The sequence below is a fragment of the Pseudomonas songnenensis genome (assembly GCF_003696315.1).
Taxonomy (GTDB): domain Bacteria; phylum Pseudomonadota; class Gammaproteobacteria; order Pseudomonadales; family Pseudomonadaceae; genus Stutzerimonas; species Stutzerimonas songnenensis.
In genome coordinates this window covers 45,255-65,136 of record NZ_RFFN01000011.1, presented here as the reverse complement: position 1 = coordinate 65,136, position 19,882 = coordinate 45,255, and the positions used below count along the sequence as shown (strand labels likewise).

The following is a 19,882-nucleotide window of genomic DNA, read 5'->3' as shown; positions in this document are numbered from 1 at the left end:
CTAGGCGCCCCCGCCGTTCGTAACTAACCGTTTGAAAAGGATAAAAAATCTGCGGGGCCAGGGTTGACAGCCCAAACTGACAAGAGAATAATGCGCGCCACTTGGCTACATAGCTCAGTTGGTTAGAGCGCAGCATTCATAATGCTGATGTCCCAGGTTCAAGTCCCGGTGTAGCCACCAGACACATAAAGGCGGTTAGCGAAAGCTAACCGCCTTTTTTGTTTTTGGCTCGGTGACTAGCGCACGCCTGACTCGCCCCGCTTCAGCGGCAATGCTGCTGCTCGCACGGAACGCCATCCATATCCCCGTCCATGGCCGTGCCAGGGCAGTTCCGAAGAAAGTATGTCGCTTCTTCGCAGGATCGCATCTGCGAGCAGTGCGTGCGCCCGTCGCATGAGTAAGCGCGAGGCGCTGGTTTGGTGAAACTGGTAGCTGCACTAGATGGGGCTGTCGATGCGGGGTAAACCGTGGAGCTAGACCTTTGCCCTGCTTCGGGCTTCAGATAAAAATGCCAAACTGCCGCACCGATCAGTAACGCAATCAGTAGGTTCTTCATCGTGAGTCCTTTCAGCTATTGTCCAGAGGCGCGGACAGTAGATAATCGCGCGGCAGCACGCAACGTTTGGTTTTTTGACGGCGCAACGCTCGGGGCTGGTACGGCGGGACGCTGGAAAATAAATCTGTCCCCTTTATTAGAGGAGTTCCTTTTCACTTGGGCGACATAGTTGAAAGATCAAAATCTTGATATCAAAGGCAGGGTCACTAGACTAAATAGCGCCGCGAAAAGCTTCAGGGTGACGACAGAAGATGGGGGTTCCGTTAGCTTCCAGCTCACTCCTGAGCAATCAAGTGAATGGAGATTGATAAGGTCATTTGAAGGCTGATCAATAATACGGAAGCGGCCTATTGCTTGTTCCAGCTTGAGATCAACAAGTCGTTCGTGTAAGAAATGTGGCTACATCCAGGTAACTAAAGGAAGCGTTGGCTTGCAAAGTCGGCGCGAGGCTCACAATAAACCAATCGAGATATGCAGATGGATTTGAACTTCAAGATTTCATACTCTGGCGGCCCCGCTGATAACGGCCTACTAGATATTTATGATGCCAGTGTCTCAACGAGAGGGTTGGCTAGAGCGCTCTCCATTACAACTCACGCATTCATAAATGATGGTCAGATTAGACAGCGTGCTGAAAGGGTGGCTGGCGCAAAGGTATACCTGCACCCGCCGAGGCATGGGAGTTTTGAAGAGTTAGTAACTATTGCATTTAATGATCCGGTAGTTACAACTATAGGCACGAGCGTAATCGCAGCAGCATTTTGGGATTTTCTGAAGTGGACATGGTCTGAGGCTGTTGGGCAAAGCCACCAGCCTACAACGCCGTTTGTGAATAGAATAAGCACTAGAGTCGAACCATTTATAGGCGAAATGGGGATAGCATTGGAGTCCTCAATGGAGGAACTACATAGGCCAATCCAGTCCGTGCAGAATATGGAGATATCGATTTCCCGACCTCGCGTTGGAGAGATCGTTAGGCTAGATCATAGTACCAGGGCGTATGTCTCGATTCGGGATGAAGAGGATGTCGAGGATTTAGTCGGCAATGTGACAAAATACAATATTCTTAGCGGATACGGCCGCTTCTTTGTTGATGTATTGAATAGAACGCTTCCCTTCGATCTTCATCATGACGTAAGCCCAGGAGAAAAAGCCTTGCTGACAAAATCGATGGACGAGCGGAACAGGGGGCTAGACGGAAAAATTATCTTAAGAGCTTCTAGAATCATCACTGGTCGAGGCGAATTAAAAAGGTTCAAAGTGTATGGCGTCGAGCCTAGTATGATATGAAAGCATCATGACTCAGGAAAGAATAGCTCTTTATTCATCCGCAGCGCTAGATCGTCTTGGTCAACTGGGTGCGTCCTTGGTTGGCCTTTCGGCCTTTGCTTATATAGCGGGGTACTTCAAGCTAAAACATTCCTATTCGGTGATAGGCGCTGAATGGGTAATGAGTTTTCTCTCGGGAGAAGATATTTTAAGGGCGGGGCTTGGGCCGATGGCGCTATTCGGGCTATCAATATTGTCCTGTGTAATTATGGTCGGTTCGGGAGTCTTGGTAAAAACTAAGATTGCGACCTTTCTAGTTTTAATAGCAATTGTTTTATTTGTATTGAGAGGGGGCGATCAGGTCGCCAGTCCTGACCTTCCTACAGTGCTTTCTGAATACAATTTCTCTTACGCTATTGCAAATTTTTTGTATGCCGCGTCCGGTGCGCTACTGGTTTATTGTGTGTATAAATTTATTTTTGTTGGACTGAACGGCGCGACGTCCATTCTGTTCGTTGGTGCGCTCATGATGGGGCTATATGCGGCGCCAGTTTATTTAGGGCACTCTTGGGGCAAAGCCGCTATTGCCAATGACCCATCCTTTCTCCCTTGGGTGAAAAATGCCAACGAAAAAGGAAGTGGTTGGAGGCTCATTGGAAATGTCAACGGGAAATATCTGTTGATGTCAAATCGAACGGGGCTAGGAGATACATACTTTCAACTGGTTGAGATAGGGCCTGACTGGAAAGTGATAGCGGCGACCTCTTTCAACAGAAGCGAAGGGAAGTGACTACATCCGCACGGCTCCGTGAAAACATATGGTACAACGAGGGCCAGAGATAACTACGCCCCCGATTTATGGGACGACGCGGCGCAGCAAGGAACTACACAAGCGATTCATAATCCTCAGCGCTGCATTTAATCGCCTTCCACTAGACATCCAAAGGCGCCTAGCCAAAGCTAGCCGCCCTTTGTCGTTCCACCTATTTGCTGTTCCGTTTACCGAGGTAAACCATGCGTGACCGTTTCGATGAGATTCGTGCCGAGCGGGATGTTCATTCCGTGGAGCCGGTTGTTTACAGCCGTGATCCCCATGCCGGGCTGTGGAAGCAGATCGCGTTGGGGATTGTTGTGGGTTATCTGGCGTTGGGTCTGATCAGTGCCGTCGGTTGGGCGGTGTTTGCGCGGTTCGCCTTGGGCGGGCTGCAGCTTGCGGTGCCGTGAAAGCTGGGGCGATAGCTGGCGAGCTGATTCGTGTGGGGGCCGCGGTATCAGCGGTCTGTGGCGGGTTCTCTTGCCGTTGACGTTACCTGTAGCGCGGCGCAGAATCGGCGCCATTTCGCGGGGAGCCATCCGCCGCTAGCGGTTTTTCTTTGGTGTCTTAAGGGCGTGTGATGAATACGTTGCTGTCTGCGGTCTCGGTGATCGTTTGTGTGTTGGCAATCAGTGCGGGTGTGATGCTCGATGTTCGGCACAAGCCGAGCGACGAGGCGAAGCGGGTGTATACCGCGGAGCGGGTGAACGAGATTCTGCGGCGTAATACGAAGCAGGGCTGAGTCGAGAGGCGAAGCAATAGAAGAAGAGGCGGCCCGAGGGTCGCCTTTTTCATGCCCGGAAAAAAGCCGGGCGCGGGGCCCGGCGAAGTCCAACGAGGAGAGGTGTTGCGGCGTGGTGCTTACCAGAGCGGCAGGCTGTAGCTGACGATAAAGCGGTTCTCGTCCAGGTCGCTGCCGAAGTTGCTGCGGGTGGTGGCGTTGCGCAGGCGCAGGCCGAGGTTCTTCAGCGGGCCGCTCTGGAACACGTAGGCGAGGTCGGTATTGCGCTCCCAGGTCTTGCCTTCGCTGGCGCCGGGGCCGCGGTCGACGTTGTCGCCGGAGAGGTAGCGCGTCATCAGGCTCAGGCCGGGGATGCCCATGGCGGCGAAGTCGTAGTCGTAGCGGACCTGCCAGGAGCGTTCGTCCTCGTTGCCGAAGTCGTTGATCTGCACCAGGTTGACCAGCGAGTTGTCGCTGCCGGCGATGTAGGCGAAGCCGGTGTCGCCGTTGAGCTGCTGGTAGCCGGCGCCGAAGGCGTGGCCGCCGAGCTTGTAGGTGAACATGGCGCCGAAGGCATCGGCGTCGACGTTGCTGCCGCCGTCGTCGGTCTGGTGCACGTAGCGCAGGTCTGTCTTGAAGCTCTGCTTGTCGCCGAGCGGCAGCACGTGGACCAGGCCGAAGTTGTGCTCCTTGTAGATGCCGTCCAGCCCGCCGTAGAAGTAGCTGGTGCTGAGCTCGGGCGACCAGGCGTAGCGTGCGCCGGCGAAGAGGAATTCGTCGCTGCTGGTCTGGCTGCCGAACTGGATGTTGCGGCGGCCGCCGTTGAAGGCGGTCATTTCCTCGTTATCCGAGGAGTTGCGCTGGTTGACGCGGTCGAGCTTGCCGAGGTCCAGGGTCAGGCCGTCGATCTCCTTGCTCTGCAGCCAGGCGCCGCGATAGGTCTGCGGCAGCAGGCGGCTGTCGTTGCGCATCACCACCGGCAGGATGGGTTGCAGGGTGCCGACGTGCAGGGTGGTGGCGGACAGTTTGGCCTTGGCCGTGATGCCAGCGGAGCCGTAGTCGTCCTGGGCGCGGTTGGGCGCTTCGCGGTCGCTCTGCAGGATGCCGGTGCCGACGCGGTCGGGGCTGGAGTCGAGCTTCACGCCGAGCAGGCCGATGGCGTCCACGCCGAAGCCGATCGGGCCTTCGGTGTAGCCGGATTCCATTTTCAGCATGAAGCCCTGGGCCCATTCCTCGGCCTTGGATTGGCCGTCGCCGGAGCGGAAATCACGGTTCATGTAGAAGTTGCGCAGGTCGATGCTGGCCTTGCTGTCTTCGACGAAGGCGGCGCTGGCGGGGTGGGTGGCGATCACTACGGCGCCGCCGCAGAGAATGTGGCAGAGGGATTTGTGGTGCAGTCGCATGGTATTTCCTCTTGTTGTTGTTTTGGGCCGCTCTCGGGCGGCTGCAGGGCATAGAGCGAAAGGCGTGCCAGTGGCGCAAAGAGCCGGCCTGTTCGGCTGGATGGCGCGTGCCAGAGCGCTTGCGCGTTGGAATGGCATGGCTCGGGAGCGGCATGGGAAGCGTCCGGCTGGCTGGACATGTATGGCGCGCGGCCAGCTTTGGCGAGGCGGTGTCCAGCGCGGCGGACGGTTGGAGGAGGGCGCAGGCCGGGGAGCCGGCGCCGGTTCAGATGCTAGCGGGTGCCCTTGCGGCTCTGCACGCAGACGAAGCTCGTGGCGGCATTGACGTCGCCCTTGCCGACGTACTTCGGCCAGCCGGGGTATTCGCACAGCGGGCGGGTGCGGCCGGGCACGCCGACGCTGTCGGCAACGACCTGCCGGCGCGGCGCACGGCCCTGTTCGACCCAGTCTTCCAGTGCGCTCAGCGAATCCCAGGCGGCGTTGAACACGGTGCTCGCGGCGTGGCCGTAGCCGGGGATCTCGTAGTAGCGCAGGAAGCGCTGCGTCTTGCCCGGGCCCATGTCGCGGCGCACACGCTCGTAGTACTCGGCGGTGGCGCGGGTGCTCACCAGTTGGTCGGAGGTACCGTGGGCCATGAGGATCTTGCCGCCGTTGCGGGCGAACGCGGACAGGTCGGTCCGGTTGACGTCCTGGCGCAGCGACAGCTCGCTGATGCGCGCCTGCCACGGGCCGGGGTTCTGCGGGTCGAGGGTGAGCGAGTTGAAGGTGGGGTTGCGCGTCACGAAGAAGCGCACCCATTCATCCCAGAAGCCGGAATGGTAGGGCGCGCCCTCGGCGAAACCGGTACCGTGCACGGGCATCGGGTAGCTCGGCTGCAGGGTGTTGAGGCCGAGGCGGTTGACCACCAGCTGCACGCCTTCACCCGGCCGGCCGAGGTCGGTGCCCCAGGTGTTGAAGCCAGGGTAGTGCGTCTCTCCGCTGGCCAGCGGGAAGTTGAAGCGGATCGGGCTGTTGAACACCCGCAGCGCCTGGATCTGCGCATCCGACAGGCAACGCTGCGAGGTGTCGGCACCGCCCGGGCAGCGCAGCGGTTTGCCGTTGAGCTTGGCACGGGCCGGGTCGAACTGCGCATTGCACGCGGCCTGATGGCTGATCACGCCGTCGCGCACGCCGTCCAGCCCGTCACAGGCCTGCATCGCGGCTTCCAGCAGTGCGGCGCGTTTTTCCAGGCTGGGAAAGGCGCCGGGCTGGGCGAGGGCACGGGTGATGCGGCCGAACTGCAGGTCCAGCGCCAGGGCGTTGTAGGCGGGGTAGAGGACGATGGCGCCGTGGAAGTCGGTCGGCCATTGCTGCACCACCGCCAGCGCCTCGCGGCCACCGGTGGAGCCACCGGCGAAATAGCTGCGCTCGGGCGCGGCGCCGTAGCGTTGTTCGATCAGGTAGACGGCGGCATCGCGGGTTTTCTTCAGCGCATCGTGGGCGTAGTTGGCCAGCGCTTCGTCGTTCCAGGCAAAGGAGCCGGGGCTCGCCGGGTCGGCGACGTGCCCGGAGTCGCTACCGAACACGGCGTAGCCACGGCCGAGTGGTGTGGGTTGATCCAGCGGGCCGGCGGGGACGTTGCCGGCGACGTTCGGCACCGTGCCGTTGTAACCGCCGCCGCCGAACATCATCGCCTTGCGGTTCCATTGTTCGGGCAGCACCAGGCGCATGCGGATTGCCGGTGCGGCGGGATCGACCGGGCGAATCTCGGCGCTGACATCGCAATAGGCGCCGAACGTCTGCGGGGCGCTGCCGCCGGCGGCCACCTGGGTCGCCGCCGTGACGCGGGCGCCGCTGGTAGGCAGGCCGATGGCCTGGGCCGGAATCTCGCGACCGAGCAGCTCGGGGCAGGTCGCCGCCTGGGCGGACTGACTGGCCAGCAGCGCCATGGCGAGGGAGGCCAGAGGCAGGGAACAGCGCGCAAGCGAATTGCAGGATGGATGCATCATTGAGGCTTTCCTTCTTCTTGTTTTCGGGCCATGCGCCACGCGGGCGCATAAGCGCTCAAGCCAATGACATGCCAGCGGACGGAAGGAAGGGAGAGCAGGCGATGGCCGGTCGCCACGGTTGCGGCGAAGGCTCTGGCGCAGGGATCGGGTCGATAACGGGGAAGGTTGCGCGGGGTGGCTGGGGCTCGGGCAGGCGAGGCAGGGTGTCCGGCGCGCTGGACGACTGTCCGCCGCGCCGGACACTCAGGTGGCTAGTTGTAGCGGCCGTTCAGCCCGCCGACGCTGTAGCGCCCGGCGCCGAGCAGCAGGATGGCCAGCGAGCCGAACAGGAACAGACCCTGCAGTTCGATGGCCCAGCCACCCATCGGCCCGATGTCGAACAGTTCGGCCCGGTGCGCCAGGGCGAGGGCGACGACCATATTGCCCAGCATCAGCAGGGCGCCGAGGCGGGTGTACAGGCCAAGGATCACCAGCAGCGGCCCAACCACCTCACCCAGGTAGACGCCGTAGGCGAGAAACGTCGGCAGGCCCATGCCGGCCAGCATGCCGCCGATGCCGTCCACGCCGTGCAGCAGCTTGTGGATGCCATGCAGCAGCATCAGTACGCCGACCGAGAGCCTGAGAACGAGTTTGCCTGCATCGTCTGTCATCTTCGCGCATCCCAGTTGCGGCGCCGGGAGTCGGCGGCCCTGCCTCCAATGTAGATCAGCCGCTGTGACATTGCCGCGTCGCGGTTGGCGCCAACCCGCGCGTTAGGCTGCTCAGCGCTGGCTCAGGCCATGCTGCTGCAGCTTGCTGTAGAGGCTGGCGCGGGAGATGCCGAGTTCCATGGCGGCGCGCCGACGGTTGCCCTTGCAGGCGAGCAATGCGCTTTGCAGGGCGCGGCGCTCGGCCTGGGCGATGGTCTGGGCCAGTGGTTGCAGCGGGAGTTCTTCGATATCGGCTGCCGGCACGGCCTGCGCTGGCGCTGGTGCAGCAGCGACATAGGCCGGTGCGTCCGCGGAACGGGCCTGATCGCCAAGCAATGGCATCAAATGCGCCGCCTGCAACTGCGGGCCATCGGCGGACAGCTGCGCACGCTCCAGCAGGTTGCCCAGCTCGCGCACGTTGCCGCGCCAGGGTTGCGCGCAGAGCAGCGCCAGCGCCTCGGGGCTCAGCTCCATCGGCGGCTGCCCGGAGCGGTTGGCGATGTCGTCGAGCAGGTGCTCGACCACGGCGGGGATGTCGCTGGCGCGCTCGCGCAACGGTGGCACGCGCAGTGCGAGGACGTTGAGGCGGTAGTAGAGGTCGTCGCGGAACTGGCCGGCGGCGACCTTGGCTTCCAGATCGATATGCGTGGCGGCGATCACCCGCACATTGAGCGCCTTGACCTGGTTGGAGCCCAGCGGCTCGACCTCCTGCTCCTGCAGCACGCGCAGCAGCTTGGCCTGCAGCGGCAGCGGCAGGTCGCCGATCTCGTCGAGGAACAGCGTGCCGCCGTTGGCCACCTCGAACTTGCCGATGCGCGCCTTGCGGTCGGCACCGGTAAAGGCGCCGGGAGCGGTGCCGAACAGTTCGGCCTCCACCAGGCTTTCCGGAATCGCCGCGACGTTGACCGCGACGAAGGGCCCGCGTGCCCGCGGTGAGAGGTTGTGGATGCCCTGGGCCAGCAGCTCCTTGCCGGTGCCGGTCTCGCCACGCAGCAGCACCGTGGCATCGAGCTGCGCGGCGCGCCGGGCCTGGCGCTTGATCTCGCTGGCGGCCGGGCTGTTGCCGATGAAACCGGCGATGGTGTAGCGCGCCCGGCGCGCCTTGGCCAGTTCGTTCTGGGTGGCCACCAGCTGGGTTTGCAGGCTGGTGTACTTGGACATCAGCGGCTTGAGGTGGCGCGCGCGGTCGAACAGCACGAAGCCCAGCGCGCCGACCAGGGTGCCGTCCTCGTCGCGCAGCGGAATGCGGGTGACCACGAAGTGCTCGTCGCCAAAGGCCATCAGGTCGATCATGCTCGGCTGGCCGCTTTCCACCACCTCGCGCAGGCGGCTGGCCGGCAGCACCTCCTCGATCTCCTTGCCGAGCACGCTGGACGGATCGCGAATGCCAACCTTCTCGGCGTACTTGTCGTTGATCCAGACGATGCGCGCCTGACGGTTGACCGCGATGGTGCCCTCGCACTGCGCGTTCAGGTGATCGAACAGCAGCGGCATGGCCACGGCACGGAAGCGTTCCGGGGAAACGCCGACGATCAGGCCGTGGTTGTCGAGTGCGTCGCGGGCAATGCTCATGGGCAGTCAGGTCCGTTCTGGGGCGACCGATTATGGTTGGCCCCGGCTGCCACGGGCAAGGCAGCCGGGCATGCTCAGGGCTGGGAATACACTTCGTTGGGCAGCCAGGTGGCCAGCGGGGCGAAATAGAACACCAGGGCCAGGCCGATCAGCTGGATGACGATGTAGGGCAGCACGCCGAGGTAGACATCGCGGGTGGTGATGCCCGGTGGGCAGACGCCCTTGATGTAGAACAGCGCGAAGCCCACCGGCGGCGTGAGGAACGAGGTCTGCAGGCAGAGCGCGAAGAGGATCGCGAACCACAGCGGATCGATGCCCATGGAGAACAGCACCGGCGCCACCAGCGGCAGGATGATCAGGGTGATCTCCACCCAGTCGAGGAAGAACCCCAGCAGAAAGGTGATCGCCAGCACTGTGAGCAGCACGCCGGTCTGGCCGAACGGCAGGCCGGTCAGCGCCGCACGGATCACGTCGTCGCCACCCAGGCCACGCAGCACGGCGGCGAACACCGTGGCGCCGATGAATATGCCGAAGATGAACGCGGCGGTGCGGCTGGTCTGGTACAGCGCATCCTTGAGCACCGGCAGATTCAGGCGGCGGCTGGCCGCGGCCATCAGCAACGCACCGAAGGCGCCGACCGCTGAAGCCTCGGTGGTGGTGGCGATGCCGAAGAAGATCGAGCCGAGCACGGCGAAGATCAGCGCCAGCGGCGGCACCACGGCCCAGAACACGTCGAGCAGGGCACGGGCGTCGAGTTTCGGCCGGTTGGCCGGGGCCGGGGCGAAGTCCTTCTTCAGCCAGGCGACGATCACGATGTAGAGGATGTACATCAGCGCGAGCATCATCCCCGGGATCAGCGCGCCCATGAACAGCTTGCCCACCGAGGCTTCCGAGGTGCCGAGGCGGTCGGCCATCAGCACCAGCATGATGCTCGGCGGAATGAGGATGCCCAGCGTGCCCACCGAGCAGGCGGTGCCCACCGCCAGGCTCTTGTTGTAGTTGGCCTGCAGCATCGGCCCGATGGAGAGCATGCCGAGCAGCGCCACCGAGGCGCCGACGATGCCGGTGGAGGCGGCGAGCAGGATGCCGACCACTACCACCGTCACCGCGTAGCCGCCGCGCAGCGGGCCGAGTACGCGTACCAGGCTGTGCATCAGGCGTTCGGCGATGCCGGAGCGGTCGAGCATGATGCCCATGAAGATGAACAGCGGCAGGGCCACCATCAGTTCGTTGGCGACGATGCCGTAGATGCGCGCGTCGAGCACGCCGATGGTGCCGTCCCAGGTAAACCAGAGATTGGCGTCGAAGTGTTCCACCAGCACATAGCCGAGCACGGCGAACAGCAGGCCGATGCCGGCCAGCGACCAGGCGACCGGGAAGCCGAGCAGCAGCAGGCCCATGAAGCTGGCGAACATGGCGATGACGAGGATTTCTTCCAGACCCATGATTGCGACTACTCCATCAGGGCTGCGAACGAGTGCGGTCGCGCTCGTCCGAGGGGGCCGTCAGGGCCCGCGGGAAATTGAACAGCAGGGTGCTGCAGCGCAGCGCGCGGGACAGCAGCGCCAGTGCCACCAGCACGAGGCCGATGGGCAGCACGCTCTTGAAGATGAAGCGGTAGGGCAGCCCACTGGGCGCCTGGGAGCGTTCGTTGTAGAGGTAGGCCTTGTAGGCGTAGGGGATCAGCGCATCGATCATCAGCACGATCACCGGCAGCGCCAGCAGGGCGATGGCGATCAGCTCGATCCAGGCCTGACTGCGCAGGCTGAAGCGCTCGCGTAGCACGTCGACGCGCACATGGTCGTCGCGCACCACGGCGTAGGCGAGGGCGAGCATCAGGGCGGCGCCGAACAGGTGCCAGGACAGTTCCTCCAGCGCAATGGAGCCGCGCGAGAGGGCGAAGCGGCTGAACACGTTGGCCAGCACGACCAACAGAACCGCCAGCCAGAGCCAGGCGCTGGCCTGGCCGATGGCGACCAGCAGGCGGTCCAGCGGCCGCGAAATACGGTTGTACGGCAGCGCGTCGGGCGCTGGCGCATCGGGAGAGACGGGCTTGAAGGACACGGCGGACCTCGGAATCTCGGCACAGGGATAGGAGGCGGGCACGTCGCCGTGCCCGCGGGTTAGTGGCCTGTTTGGTAAGTCTGGTTGGTCAATTTCGGCGCCCATGGCCCCGATACGGCGTTGCCGCTCATTGCCTCAACCCACTCACCGCACAGGCCACATCGCGCAGCCGTCAGTCGTACTTGTAGAAGTCGCGCGGCAGGTAGCCCATGCCGTGCCAGATCGAGTGGTGCTTCATGAAGTCGCGCTGGCTGGTCAGCACGCGCTTGAACATCTCGTCCTTGGCAGCCATCTCGTCGAGCACCTCATCGGTGACCTTCTGCAGCTCGCGCAGTACCGGCTCGGGCAGCACCTGGGCCTTCACGCCCTGCTTCTGGTAGTCACGCAGGGCGGTCGGCTGAGCCCACTCGCTTTCGGCGAAGCCCTTGAGCGTGGCCGACTCGCAACCCATCTCGATGAGCGCGCGGCTTTCCGGCTTGAGCTTGTCCCAGACGTCCTTGTTCACCAGCAGGTGCGAGGTGGTCAGCGTCTGGTGCCAGCCGGGCATGATGTAGTTCTTGATGATCTGGTCCAGGCCCAGCATCTTGTCCACCGCCGGCTGCGAGAACTCGGTGGCGTCGATGGTCTTGCGTTCCAGCGCCTGGTAGATCTCGCCGCCGGGCACCATGGTCACCGAGGCGCCGAGCTTTTCCAGCACCTTGCCGCCGATGCCGGCAAAGCGGATGCGCAGGCCGTCGAAGTCCTCCAGCTTCTCGATGGGCTTGGCGAACCAGCCGGCGCCTTCCGGGCCGATGATGCTGCACAGCATCGGGTGGATGTTGCGCTGGGCGTAGATTTCCTCCAGCAGCTTCTTGCCGTCACCCTGGTAGTACCAGGCCAGGTGCGCCGGCGGCTCCATGTTGAACGGCGCGCCGGAGTACAGCGGCAGGGCCGGGATGGTGCCCTGGTCGTAGCCGATCCAGGTGTAGCCAGCCGGGTACTTGCCGCTGCTTACCGCATCCATGATCTCGAACGGCGGCACCAGCTCGCCCGGCTCGTAGTAGCGCAGCTGGATATCGCCGCCTGAGACGGCCTTGAGCGATTCGGAAAGATGCTTGACCGGGGTGGAGAGGCCGATCAGGTGCGAGGGGAAGGCCAGCGGCACCTGCCAGCGGATCTTCTCCGCGGCACTGGCGACGCCACTGAGCAGGCTGGCGCCGAGCAGGGTGGTGGCACCGATGGCGCAAGCGATACGGGAAAGCTTGTTCTTGGTCGACATGCAGATTTTCCTTCTTGTTGTTGTTCTGTGCCCGAGGGCGGACGCGTAACCGCCCGTGGGTCGAGGGCGTTAACAGGCCAGAACAAGAACAGAGGCCGAGCCGATGCTGCCGATCCGGCGCCAGTCTTGTTCTTTGGTTTGTTCTGGCGTCGCGGGGTGGATTGCAGGTTCTGTGCCTATCGCCCGCGAACGAGGAAAGGCGCGCGCTGCAGCGCTATTGGAGTGATTGCAGGACGATAGCGGTGTCCGCTGCGGCAGACACTGCCCGGGTGGATATCCGACAGTGTCCGAAATTCTGGAACATGTCCATTTCTGTGGACGGCGCGATAACGAACTGGCGGACAAACGAATCGGCGTGCGCAGGGCGCAACGCCGGATGAGAGGCAGGCGAGAAAGGCGGTCGATCAGCTGGCGGCTTGCTTGGCCAGTGTGCTTTCCAGTGCGGTGCGGCAGCGCTCCTCGGCGGTGTCCAGCTCAAGCTGCATCTGCTGGATGTCGAGCAGTTGCTGCTCCAGCTGCTGGCGGCGATCGGCGATCATCTGCAGCATGATATTCAGCTGCTTCTGGTTGCCGGCCTTGGGGTCGTAGAGCTCGATCAGCGTCTTGCATTCGGCCAGCGAGAAGCCGATGCGCTTGCCGCGCAGGATCAGCTTCAGCGCGACGCGATCCTTGGGCGAATAGATGCGCTCCTGGCCGCGGCGGGTCGGCGTGAGCATGCCCTGTTCTTCATAGAAACGGATGGCGCGGGTGGTGATGTCCAGCTCGTTGGCCAGGTCGGAAATGCTGTAGGTCTGTTTAGCCATGATTCCTTCCGATCATCCTCTGTCACGCCCGGTGATCCGGGCGCGTATGTCTGCCCCGCGCCGTGTGATTCGCTCAGGGGCGTTCGACTGCCAAGGCTACTCCCTGACCACCACCGATGCACAGTGTCGCCAGGCCCTTGCGCGCGTCGCGGCGCTGCATCTCGTGCAGCAGGGTCACCAGGATGCGGCAGCCCGAGGCGCCGATCGGGTGACCGAGGGCGATGGCCCCGCCGTTCACGTTGACCTTATCGGCATCCCAGCCCAATTCCTTACCGACCGACAACGCCTGCACGGCGAAGGCTTCGTTGGCTTCGATCAGGTCCAGCTCGGCCAGCGTCCAGCCGGCCTTTTCCAGGCAGCGACGGGTGGCGGTGACCGGGCCGATGCCCATGATCGCCGGGTCGACGCCGGCGTTGGCGTAGCCGGCGATCTTGGCCAGCACCGGCAGGCCCAGAGCCTCGGCCTTGCTGGCGCTCATCAGCACCACCGCGGCGGCGCCGTCGTTGAGGGTCGAGGCGTTGCCGGCGGTGACGCTGCCGTCTTTCTTGAAGGCTGCACGCAGGCCGCCGAGGGATTCGGCCGTGGTGCCGGCGCGCGGCTGCTCGTCACGGGCGAAGGCAACCGGATCGCCCTTGCGCTGGGGAATCATGACCGGGGTGATCTCGGCATCGAAGCGGCCGCTTTCGATGGCCGCCGCGGCACGCTGCTGCGACTGCGCGGCGAAGGCGTCCTGCTGGGCGCGGCCGATGCCGTACTTGTCGGCCAGGTTCTCCGCGGTGATGCCCATGTGGTAGTCGTTGAAGGCGTCCCACAGGCCGTCGGTGATCATGCTGTCGACCATCTGCGCGTGACCCATGCGCAGGCCGGTGCGTGCGCCGGGCAGCACGTAGGGCGCCAGGCTCATGTTCTCCATGCCGCCGGCGATGACCACGTCGGCATCACCGCAGCGGATCGCCTGCACGGCCAGATGCACGGCCTTGAGGCCCGAGCCGCAGACCTTGTTCAGTGTCATGGCCGGTACGGCGTGGGGCAGGCCGGCCTTGATCGAGGCCTGGCGTGCGGTGTTCTGCCCGGCGCCGGCGGTGAGCACATGGCCGAGGATGACTTCATCGACCTGGGCCGGCCCGATGCCGGTCTTTTCCAGCAGGGCGCGGATCACGGTGGCGCCCAGTTCGACTGCCGGCACATTGGCCAGCGAGCCCTGGAAACTGCCGATGGCGGTGCGGGTTGCAGCTACGATGACGACGTCTTGCATGACGGACTCCGAATAAAAAAGCGCTACGCCGGGGCGTAACGCGAGGACCAGGCACGCGGCCTGGCTCCGGGAAAGGGTGCCCTCGAACGACAGGGGGCAAGCCGCTGGTCAGCGCGCTGGCAGACCGGTCGATGCCGCAGTATACGGGCGCCTGGGTGACTGGCCAGTGCTGGCGGGCAGCAGGCTCGAGGGCGTTCGGGGCAGGCGGGAAGAGGCGGCGGGCAAGGGAGGCTCCGGCGTGCTTCCCGCACGCTGGCTTCAGCGCTGGATCGGGCTGCCGGTGGCCTCCTGCAGCTCATCGAAGCTGACGCCTTCGGCCAGCTCCACCAGCTTCAGGCCCTGCTCGGTGACGTCCAGCACGCCGAGGTCGGTGATGATCCGGTCGACCACGCCGAGGCCGGTGAGCGGCAGGTCGCAGGCCGGCAGGATCTTGTGCGCGCCGCCCTTGGCGGTGTGCTCCATCAGCACCACGACGCGCTTGACGCCGGCTACCAGGTCCATCGCGCCGCCCATGCCCTTGACCATCTTGCCGGGGATCATCCAGTTGGCCAGGTCGCCCTTTTCCGACACCTGCATGGCGCCGAGGATGGCCAGGTTGATGTGACCGCCGCGGATCATGGCGAAGCTCTGCGCGTTGTCGAAGAAGCTCGAGCCGGGCAGGGCGGTGACGGTCTGCTTGCCGGCGTTGATCAGGTCCGGGTCGATCTCTTCCTCGCTCGGGAAGGGGCCGATGCCGAGCAGGCCGTTCTCGCTCTGCAGCCAGACGTCCATGCCTTCGGGGATGTAGTTGGCGACCAGGGTCGGCAGGCCGATACCGAGGTTGACGTAGAAGCCGTCCTGCAGCTCCTGGGCGGCGCGTTGCGCCATCTGTTCACGTGTCCAGGCCATGGTCTCAGCTCCTCACCGTGCGTTTTTCGATGCGTTTTTCCGGGTTCGGGTTGTGCACGATGCGATGCACGTAGATACCCGGCAGGTGAATCTGGTCCGGGTCCAGCTCGCCGGTCTCGACGATCTCCTCCACCTCGACGACGCAGACCTCGCCGGCCATCGCTGCCAGCGGGTTGAAGTTGCGCGCGGTCTTGCGAAACAGCAGGTTGCCGGCCTTGTCGGCCTTCCACGCCTTGACCAGGGCCAGGTCCGCGGTCAGCGATTCTTCCATCACGTACCACTCGCCGTTGAACTGGCGGGTTTCCTTGCCTTCGGCCACCAGGGTGCCGTAGCCGGTCCTGGTGTAGAACGCCGGGATACCCGCGCCGCCGGCACGCAGCTTCTCCGCCAGGGTGCCTTGCGGGGTGAATTCCAGGGCCAGTTCGCCGGCCAGGTACTGGCGCTCGAACTCCTTGTTCTCACCCACATAGGAGGAAACCATCTTGCTGATCTGCCGCGTCTCCAGCAGCAGGCCGAGGCCGAAGCCGTCGACACCGGCGTTGTTGCTGATGGCAGTCAGGTCCTTCTTGCCGCTGTCGCGCAGCGCGCCGATCAGCTGCTCGGGGATGCCGCACAGGCCGAAGCCGCCGACGGCGATGGTCATGCCGTCCTGAACCAACCCTTCCAGGGCGTGGGCGGCGTTGGGGTAAATCTTGTTCATGAATTACCTCTACTTGTTGTTCTGTCCGTGCCGGGCGCTACCTGAATGGGCGCCCGACGAATAGGGTTTAGCAAGAACGGTGCCGCTAACCGGCATGTCTGGCGCGGGCGACCCGCGAACCGTTGGCACGCCCCAGCAGCTGGCTGATGCGCTGGCCGGCAGCGATCAGCGCGTCGAGGTCGATGCCGGTGGCTATGTCCAGCCCGTTGAACATGTACAGCACGTCTTCGCTGGCGACATTGCCGCTGGCGCCTTTGGCGTAAGGGCAACCGCCGAGGCCGGCGACCGAGCTGTCGAACACGGCGATGCCTTCCAAGAGGCTCGCATAGATATTCGCCAGCGCCTGGCCGTAGGTGTCGTGGAAATGCCCGGCCAACCGTTCGCGCGGCACTTCGCGGGCCACGGTATCGAACAGCGTGCGGGTCTTGCCCGGTGTGCCGGTGCCGATGGTGTCGCCCAGTGAAACCTCGTAGCAGCCCATGGCATACAGCTCGCGGGCGACTTCGGCGACCTTGGCTGGCGCCACCTCACCCTCGTAAGGGCAGCCGAGCACGCAGGAAACGTAGCCACGCACGCGAATGTCCTGCTCGCGGGCAGCCTCCATCAGCGGGGCGAAGCGCGCCAGGCTCTCGGCGATGGAGCAGTTGATGTTCTTTTGCGAAAAGGCTTCGGACGCCGCACCGAACACCGCGACTTCCTTCACGCCGGCCTCGATGGCCGCCTCCAGGCCCTTCATGTTCGGCGTCAGCGCCGCGTAAGTGACCCCGGCCTTGCGCTGGATCTGCGCGAAGACTTCGGCGGAGCCGGCCATCTGCGGCACCCACTTGGGCGAGACGAAGCTGCCGACTTCGATATAGGACAGCCCGGCGGCGCTCAGGTCGTCGACCAGACGCACCTTGTCCGCCACGCTGATCGGCTGCTGCTCGTTCTGCAGGCCGTCGCGCGGGCCGACTTCCACCAGCCGGACCTGTTTGGGCAGGCTCATATGTCCTCCAGGGGCGAGCGCGATTGGCGGGCTCGCCGGTTCATGTGTGTCAGCCGAGGCGTCCGGCTACCGGTGGAAAAGCCTGCGGCGTTTTCCACCCTACGGCCTTGCGTTCGTGCATAGGGTGGACAACGGCGAAGCCTTGTCCACCTTGGCGACCGTCACGCCTCTTCCATCTCCAGCAGCACTGCGCCTTCGCTGACCATTTCGCCTTCGCTGCAGAACAGGCTCTTGACCACGCCAGCCTGGGCGCTGCGGATGCTGTGTTCCATCTTCATCGCTTCCAGCACGATCAATGCGGTGCCGGCCTCGACATGCTGACCGGCCTCCACCAGTACACGCACGATGCTGCCGTTCATTGGCGCGGTCAGGCCGCCGTGATGCTGGTGGCTGGCCTCGGCTTCGGCGATGGGGTCGAAGGCGCGCACGGCCAGCCATTCGCCGTTCCACTGCAGGTACAGTGCATCGCCCTGGCGGATCGCCCTGGGCGTGCGGACGTTCTGCCGCGGCGCTGCCGGGTCGACCTTCAGCCGGCGGCTCTCGCCATTGCACTGCAGGTGCAGGCTGATCTGCGCCGGCATGCCGAAACGCAGCCCGCTGCGCTTGGACCACGGCGAATGGGCATCGTCGTCGCGAACGGTGGTCGGCTCGCTCTGTACGAAGTACTCGGCAGCCTGTTGCCAGAAGGCATCGGACAGCTCGCCGGCCGGACGCAGCAGTTCGCTTTCGTGGCGCGGGATAAAGCCGGTATCCAGCTCGGCCTCGGCAAACGCGCGATGGCCGACGACGCGGCGCAGGAACGCGAGGTTGGTGCGCACGCCGCCGACGGCGGTCTCGTCGAGCATGGCCAAGAGGCGCAGCCGCGCTTCCTCGCGGTTCTCGCCCCAGGCGATCAGCTTGCCCAGCATCGGATCGTAGAACGGCGACACCGTATCGCCCTCGGCGACGCCGCTGTCGACGCGACGGCCCGGACCATCCGCGGCTTCACGGTAGAGCTCGAGGGTGCCGGTGGCGGGAAGGAAATCGTTGTCCGGGTCCTCGGCGTACAGCCGTACCTCGATCGCATGGCCGATCAGCGGCACCTGCTCCTGGCTGATCGGTAGCGGCTCGCCGCGGGCGACGCGAATCTGCCAGGCGACCAGATCGAGGCCGGTGATGGCCTCGGTAACCGGGTGCTCGACCTGCAGACGGGTGTTCATTTCCATGAAGAAGAACTCGCCACGGGCATCCAGCAGGAACTCCACGGTGCCGGCGCCGACGTAGCCGATGGCCTTGGCCGCCTTCACTGCGGCTTCGCCCATGGCACGTCGCAGCTCGGGGGACAGGCCTGGCGCTGGCGCCTCTTCAACCACCTTCTGATGGCGGCGCTGGATCGAGCAGTCGCGCTCGTTGAGGTACAGGCAGTTGCCGTGCTGGTCGGCGAAGACCTGGATTTCCACATGGCGCGGCTTGAGCACGTATTTCTCGACCAGCATGCGCGAGTCGCCGAACGACGACTGCGCTTCGCGCTGGGCGGACGCCAGTGCTTCGGCCAGGTCCGCCTCGCGCTCGACCACCTTCATGCCCTTGCCGCCGCCACCGGCGGTGGCCTTGAGCAGCACCGGGTAGCCGATCTTTTCCGCGGCAGCACGGAAGGTTTCCACGTCCTGCGCTTCGCCGTGGTAGCCCGGCACCAGCGGCACGCCGGCTTCTTCCATCAGCGCCTTGGCGGCGGACTTGCTGCCCATGGCGTCGATGGCGGAGGCGGGCGGGCCGAGGAAGATCAGCCCGGCCTGTTCGATGGCGCGGGCGAACTCGGCGTTCTCCGAGAGAAAGCCGTAGCCCGGGTGGATCGCCTGGGCGCCGCTGGCCTTGGCCGCCTCGATCAGCTTGTCGATGCGCAGGTAGCTCTCGGCCGGCTTGGCGCCGCCCAGGTCGATGCGGATATCGGCTTCGCGGGCATGGCGCGCGCTGGCGTCGATGGCGCTGTGCACCGCAACGGTGGTCAGGCCCATGGCCTTGGCGGTGCGCATCACGCGGCAGGCGATCTCGCCGCGGTTGGCGACCAGCAGGGTATCGATATGGCGATTCATCACTTCTTCTCCTGCCAGGCGGGCGTGCGTTTTTCCAGAAAGGCGCTCAGGCCTTCCTGACCTTCCGGGCTGGTGCGTAGGCGCGCGATGGCCTGTTCGGTGGTCTGGCGCAGGTCGGCGCTGAAATCGCCATCGCCCACTTCCAGCAGCAGGTCCTTGCAGGCCTTGAGCGCCTGCGGGCTGTTGAGCAGCAGGTTGTCGACCCATTGCTCCAGCGCGGCGTCCAGCTCACTGGCCGGGTAGGTTTCTGCGAGCAGGCCAAGTTCGCGGGCACGTGTGCCGTCGAAGCGTTCGGCGGTCAGCGCGTAGCGGCGGGTGGCGCGCTCGCCGATGGCCTTGACCACGTACGGGCTGATCACCGCCGGCGCCAGGCCGATGCGGACTTCCGACAGGCAGAACAGTGCGTCGCGGGCGCCGATGGCCATGTCGCAGCAGGCGATCAACCCCAGCGCGCCGCCAAAGGCCGCGCCCTGTACCACGGCCAGGGTCGGCTGCGGCAGCTGGTAAAGGCGCTGCATCAGCTCGCCCAACTCATGGGCATCAGCGAGATTGGCTTGGTAGTCGAGTTTGGCCGACTCGCGCATCCAGCCGAGATCCGCACCAGCGGAGAAGTGCTTGCCACGCCCGCGCAGGATGAGGAAGCGGATGCCCGCATCGTCCTGCACCTGGGCCAGTGCTGCGTTCAGTTCGCCGATCACCCGGGCGTCGAAGGCATTGTTCTTGTCCGCGCGGTTGAGCCAGAGAGTGGCCACGCCGCGCGCGTCTTTGTTCAGTTCGATGGTCTGGAAATCGGTCATCTCGGCATCCTCGAGGGGACTGCAGTCGCCGGCGCGTTCGGCTGCCAG

The 19,882-nt window shown here is 64.2% G+C and carries 19 protein-coding genes and 1 tRNA gene; 5 read left to right on the top strand and 15 right to left on the bottom strand.

What is annotated here, in order from left to right; all coding sequences use genetic code 11:
* Positions 1 to 103: 103 nt before the first annotated feature.
* Positions 104 to 180, top strand: a tRNA-Met gene (locus EA798_RS20175).
* A gap of 82 nt (positions 181 to 262) precedes the next feature.
* Here EA798_RS20175 and EA798_RS20170 read toward each other — a convergent pair.
* A complete protein-coding gene (locus EA798_RS20170) occupies positions 263 to 556 on the bottom strand; it encodes an excalibur calcium-binding domain-containing protein (RefSeq protein WP_122100089.1) in 294 nt (97 codons plus the stop codon).
* 477 nt (positions 557 to 1,033) lie between these two features.
* Here EA798_RS20170 and EA798_RS20570 point away from each other — a divergent pair, with 477 nt between their 5' ends.
* From EA798_RS20570 to EA798_RS20680, 4 genes are all read left to right on the top strand, one after another.
* On the top strand, positions 1,034 to 1,846 hold the full coding sequence (locus tag EA798_RS20570) for a DUF7946 domain-containing protein (RefSeq protein WP_147456793.1): 813 nt from the start codon (positions 1,034 to 1,036) through the stop codon (positions 1,844 to 1,846).
* 7 nt (positions 1,847 to 1,853) lie between these two features.
* Complete coding sequence (locus EA798_RS20565; RefSeq protein ID WP_147456792.1) at positions 1,854 to 2,615, top strand: hypothetical protein; 762 nt, start codon at positions 1,854 to 1,856, stop codon at positions 2,613 to 2,615.
* A 224-nt stretch (positions 2,616 to 2,839) separates the two neighbouring features.
* Complete coding sequence (locus EA798_RS20160) at positions 2,840 to 3,049, top strand: hypothetical protein (RefSeq protein ID WP_122100087.1); 210 nt, start codon at positions 2,840 to 2,842, stop codon at positions 3,047 to 3,049.
* Positions 3,050 to 3,219: 170 nt separating this feature from the next.
* Positions 3,220 to 3,381, top strand: a complete 162-nt coding sequence (locus EA798_RS20680) for a hypothetical protein (protein WP_165362610.1) — start codon at positions 3,220 to 3,222, stop codon at positions 3,379 to 3,381.
* Between the two features lie 119 nt (positions 3,382 to 3,500).
* On the opposite strand, the gene EA798_RS20155 is transcribed toward EA798_RS20680, so the two are convergent.
* The 14 genes from EA798_RS20155 to EA798_RS20090 all read right to left on the bottom strand — a co-directional run bounded on the left by EA798_RS20155 (position 3,501) and on the right by EA798_RS20090 (position 19,834).
* On the bottom strand, positions 3,501 to 4,763 hold the full coding sequence (locus EA798_RS20155) for an OprD family porin (RefSeq protein ID WP_122100086.1): 1,263 nt from the start codon (positions 4,761 to 4,763) through the stop codon (positions 3,501 to 3,503).
* 272 nt (positions 4,764 to 5,035) lie between these two features.
* The gene (locus tag EA798_RS20150) at positions 5,036 to 6,751 is read right to left on the bottom strand and encodes a tannase/feruloyl esterase family alpha/beta hydrolase (protein ID WP_122100085.1); all 1,716 of its coding nucleotides are present in this window, start codon (positions 6,749 to 6,751) and stop codon (positions 5,036 to 5,038) included.
* Between the two features lie 251 nt (positions 6,752 to 7,002).
* A complete protein-coding gene (locus EA798_RS20145) occupies positions 7,003 to 7,401 on the bottom strand; it encodes a DoxX family protein (protein WP_122100084.1) in 399 nt (132 codons plus the stop codon).
* Positions 7,402 to 7,512: 111 nt separating this feature from the next.
* Positions 7,513 to 9,012, bottom strand: a complete 1,500-nt coding sequence (locus EA798_RS20140; RefSeq protein WP_122100083.1) for a sigma-54 interaction domain-containing protein — start codon at positions 9,010 to 9,012, stop codon at positions 7,513 to 7,515.
* A gap of 74 nt (positions 9,013 to 9,086) precedes the next feature.
* Positions 9,087 to 10,457: a TRAP transporter large permease gene (locus EA798_RS20135; RefSeq protein ID WP_122100082.1), complete on the bottom strand. Its 1,371-nt coding sequence runs from the start codon at positions 10,455 to 10,457 to the stop codon at positions 9,087 to 9,089.
* Between the two features lie 16 nt (positions 10,458 to 10,473).
* The gene (locus EA798_RS20130; RefSeq protein ID WP_106442244.1) at positions 10,474 to 11,076 is read right to left on the bottom strand and encodes a TRAP transporter small permease subunit; all 603 of its coding nucleotides are present in this window, start codon (positions 11,074 to 11,076) and stop codon (positions 10,474 to 10,476) included.
* A gap of 172 nt (positions 11,077 to 11,248) precedes the next feature.
* The gene (locus EA798_RS20125) at positions 11,249 to 12,334 is read right to left on the bottom strand and encodes a TRAP transporter substrate-binding protein (RefSeq protein ID WP_106157797.1); all 1,086 of its coding nucleotides are present in this window, start codon (positions 12,332 to 12,334) and stop codon (positions 11,249 to 11,251) included.
* A 404-nt stretch (positions 12,335 to 12,738) separates the two neighbouring features.
* Complete coding sequence (locus EA798_RS20120) at positions 12,739 to 13,137, bottom strand: MerR family transcriptional regulator (RefSeq protein ID WP_122100081.1); 399 nt, start codon at positions 13,135 to 13,137, stop codon at positions 12,739 to 12,741.
* Positions 13,138 to 13,210: 73 nt separating this feature from the next.
* Positions 13,211 to 14,392 (bottom strand): acetyl-CoA C-acetyltransferase, encoded by a 1,182-nt coding sequence (locus tag EA798_RS20115; RefSeq protein ID WP_122100080.1) that lies wholly within the window; start codon positions 14,390 to 14,392, stop codon positions 13,211 to 13,213.
* 258 nt (positions 14,393 to 14,650) lie between these two features.
* Entirely contained in the window at positions 14,651 to 15,280 is a 630-nt protein-coding gene (locus tag EA798_RS20110) for a CoA transferase subunit B (RefSeq protein ID WP_058065152.1), read from the bottom strand.
* A 4-nt stretch (positions 15,281 to 15,284) separates the two neighbouring features.
* Positions 15,285 to 15,980 carry a CoA transferase subunit A gene (locus EA798_RS20105; RefSeq protein ID WP_122100079.1) on the bottom strand — a complete coding sequence of 232 codons (696 nt, stop codon included), beginning with the start codon at positions 15,978 to 15,980 and terminating at the stop codon, positions 15,285 to 15,287.
* An 85-nt stretch (positions 15,981 to 16,065) separates the two neighbouring features.
* Complete coding sequence (locus EA798_RS20100) at positions 16,066 to 16,965, bottom strand: hydroxymethylglutaryl-CoA lyase (RefSeq protein ID WP_122100078.1); 900 nt, start codon at positions 16,963 to 16,965, stop codon at positions 16,066 to 16,068.
* Positions 16,966 to 17,126: 161 nt separating this feature from the next.
* Complete coding sequence (locus EA798_RS20095) at positions 17,127 to 19,037, bottom strand: acetyl/propionyl/methylcrotonyl-CoA carboxylase subunit alpha (RefSeq protein WP_122100077.1); 1,911 nt, start codon at positions 19,035 to 19,037, stop codon at positions 17,127 to 17,129.
* Positions 19,037 to 19,834, bottom strand: a complete 798-nt coding sequence (locus EA798_RS20090; RefSeq protein ID WP_122100104.1) for a gamma-carboxygeranoyl-CoA hydratase — start codon at positions 19,832 to 19,834, stop codon at positions 19,037 to 19,039. Before EA798_RS20090 ends, EA798_RS20095 begins: the two co-directional genes overlap by 1 nt.
* Between the last annotated feature and the right edge of the window lie 48 nt (positions 19,835 to 19,882).

Coding starts and splice junctions, on each gene's coding strand:
- EA798_RS20170 (WP_122100089.1), bottom strand. CDS start 556: ATGAAGAACCTACTGATTGCGTTACTGATCGGTGCGGCAGTTTGGCAT.
- EA798_RS20570 (WP_147456793.1), top strand. CDS start 1,034: ATGGATTTGAACTTCAAGATTTCATACTCTGGCGGCCCCGCTGATAAC.
- EA798_RS20565 (WP_147456792.1), top strand. CDS start 1,854: ATGACTCAGGAAAGAATAGCTCTTTATTCATCCGCAGCGCTAGATCGT.
- EA798_RS20160 (WP_122100087.1), top strand. CDS start 2,840: ATGCGTGACCGTTTCGATGAGATTCGTGCCGAGCGGGATGTTCATTCC.
- EA798_RS20680 (WP_165362610.1), top strand. CDS start 3,220: ATGAATACGTTGCTGTCTGCGGTCTCGGTGATCGTTTGTGTGTTGGCA.
- EA798_RS20155 (WP_122100086.1), bottom strand. CDS start 4,763: ATGCGACTGCACCACAAATCCCTCTGCCACATTCTCTGCGGCGGCGCC.
- EA798_RS20150 (WP_122100085.1), bottom strand. CDS start 6,751: ATGATGCATCCATCCTGCAATTCGCTTGCGCGCTGTTCCCTGCCTCTG.
- EA798_RS20145 (WP_122100084.1), bottom strand. CDS start 7,401: ATGACAGACGATGCAGGCAAACTCGTTCTCAGGCTCTCGGTCGGCGTA.
- EA798_RS20140 (WP_122100083.1), bottom strand. CDS start 9,012: ATGAGCATTGCCCGCGACGCACTCGACAACCACGGCCTGATCGTCGGC.
- EA798_RS20135 (WP_122100082.1), bottom strand. CDS start 10,457: ATGGGTCTGGAAGAAATCCTCGTCATCGCCATGTTCGCCAGCTTCATG.
- EA798_RS20125 (WP_106157797.1), bottom strand. CDS start 12,334: ATGTCGACCAAGAACAAGCTTTCCCGTATCGCTTGCGCCATCGGTGCC.
- EA798_RS20120 (WP_122100081.1), bottom strand. CDS start 13,137: ATGGCTAAACAGACCTACAGCATTTCCGACCTGGCCAACGAGCTGGAC.
- EA798_RS20115 (WP_122100080.1), bottom strand. CDS start 14,392: ATGCAAGACGTCGTCATCGTAGCTGCAACCCGCACCGCCATCGGCAGT.
- EA798_RS20110 (WP_058065152.1), bottom strand. CDS start 15,280: ATGGCCTGGACACGTGAACAGATGGCGCAACGCGCCGCCCAGGAGCTG.
- EA798_RS20105 (WP_122100079.1), bottom strand. CDS start 15,980: ATGAACAAGATTTACCCCAACGCCGCCCACGCCCTGGAAGGGTTGGTT.
- EA798_RS20100 (WP_122100078.1), bottom strand. CDS start 16,965: ATGAGCCTGCCCAAACAGGTCCGGCTGGTGGAAGTCGGCCCGCGCGAC.
- EA798_RS20095 (WP_122100077.1), bottom strand. CDS start 19,037: ATGAATCGCCATATCGATACCCTGCTGGTCGCCAACCGCGGCGAGATC.
- EA798_RS20090 (WP_122100104.1), bottom strand. CDS start 19,834: ATGACCGATTTCCAGACCATCGAACTGAACAAAGACGCGCGCGGCGTG.